The following is a 1,454-nucleotide window of genomic DNA, read 5'->3' on the forward strand; positions in this document are numbered from 1 at the left end:
TGAAAGTCGACGCCGATACTGGCGAGGAGGTCGCTAACGAGGACATCGTCAAGGGCTACATGCTCGACAAGGAAACCTTCATCGAGGTGTCGAAGGAAGAGCTCGAGGAGGTGGTGCTCGAATCCACCCGGACCATAGACATCGACGAGTTCGTCGATCGTGAAGAAATCGACCCGCGCTACTTGATCCGCCCTTACTATCTCCGGCCGGATGGCAAGGTCGGCCACGACGCCTTTGCGGTAATCCGCGAGACCATTCGCGAGATGAACAAGGTTGCGATTGGGCGGGTGGTGCTGACGAACCGCGAGCACATCATCGCGCTCGAGCCGCTGGACAAGGGCCTGGTCGGGTCGTTGCTGCGATATCCGTACGAAGTCCGCTCCGAAGATGAGTATTTCGACGAGATCCAGGACGTCAAAGTCACGAAAGACATGCTCGATCTCGCCAAGCACATCGTGAACCAGAAGAGCGGCCGTTTCGAGCCAGACAAGTTCGAGGACCAGTACGAGACGGCTTTGATCGACCTTATCAACCAGAAGCGAGCCGGCAAGCCGATCACCCCAAAGGAGCGGCCGCGTGGCGACAACGTCGTCGACCTGATGGAAGCGCTGCGGCGCAGCGTCGGCAGCGCCGCGGACGAGACCAAGGCTCCGAAGAAGTCCACCAAGAAGGCGAAAAAGGCGGCTGGGCAAAAGGAGATGCTGATGCCGATTGCCGGCAAGAAGGCGAAGGAGGAGACCGCGAAGAAGCCGGCGGCCAGGCCGCAACGGAAGTCCGCCTGACGCCAGAGTAGGAGAGCCGCATGGACATGAAAGAAGCCTCGGCAATGACGGAAGCCTCCGGGCTGATCAACGAGGACGGCGTCGAGCGGACTTCGGAAACGCGCCGGCGACCCGTCGATTCGCCTTCACAAGATGCCGCGATGCGCTGGGCCGATCGGCTGCGCGAGATCACCATGAACGCTCCGTTGCAGTCGCTCTTCGCTGCCTTCCTGCTTGGGGTCTGGGTCGCTCGCCGGCGGTAGGAGACTCCGCGAGCCTGCACGCCTCATGGTCAGGAAGCTCAAGACATTTCAGACGTCTCTCGGCTTCTTCGATCTCGCGATCGCGGCGCCTTCGATGAAGGCGGCGCTCGAGGCCTGGGGAGCCGGCAGCAATCTTTTCCACCAGGGCATCGCCAAGGAGACGCACGATCCGGACGTTATCGCCGTGACGATGTCCAAGCCGGGCGTGGTGCTCAAGCGCCCCGCTGGATCTAACGGGCGCTTCGCCGAGCACTCTGATCTCCCTTCGGATTTGGGATCTGGCGAGAACGGAGCTCGGCGGGAAAGGCGTCGGCCGACGCGGGCGAAGCGAACCTCTCCCAAGATCAGCGAACGCGACGCGCGAAAGGCCGCCGCCGAATTCGAGAAGGAGCAGAAGCGCCGCGACGCCGAGCGCCGGCGCGAAGAGGCC

Annotated in this window: 3 protein-coding genes; all 3 read left to right on the top strand. The window is 62.4% G+C overall.

Annotation, left to right across the window (positions count from 1 at the left end; all coding sequences use genetic code 11):
- The coding region (ku, locus tag AC5ZG1_RS43895) for a non-homologous end joining protein Ku (protein WP_496136510.1) at window positions 1–782 on the top strand (782 nt) is incomplete at its 5' end.
- A gap of 20 nt (window positions 783–802) precedes the next feature.
- Entirely contained in the window at window positions 803–1,024 is a 222-nt protein-coding gene (locus tag AC5ZG1_RS43900; protein WP_456645491.1) for a hypothetical protein, read from the top strand.
- Window positions 1,025–1,049: 25 nt separating this feature from the next.
- Window positions 1,050–1,454: cell envelope biogenesis protein TolA (locus AC5ZG1_RS43905; RefSeq protein WP_496136511.1), on the top strand; the 405-nt coding region annotated here is incomplete at its 3' end.

This window comes from Bradyrhizobium sp. Leo78 (assembly GCF_059512425.1).

Bases quoted from the DNA above. Each gene is read 5' to 3' on its own strand.
- AC5ZG1_RS43900 (WP_456645491.1), top strand. From the start codon at position 803: ATGGACATGAAAGAAGCCTCGGCAATGACGGAAGCCTCCGGGCTGATC.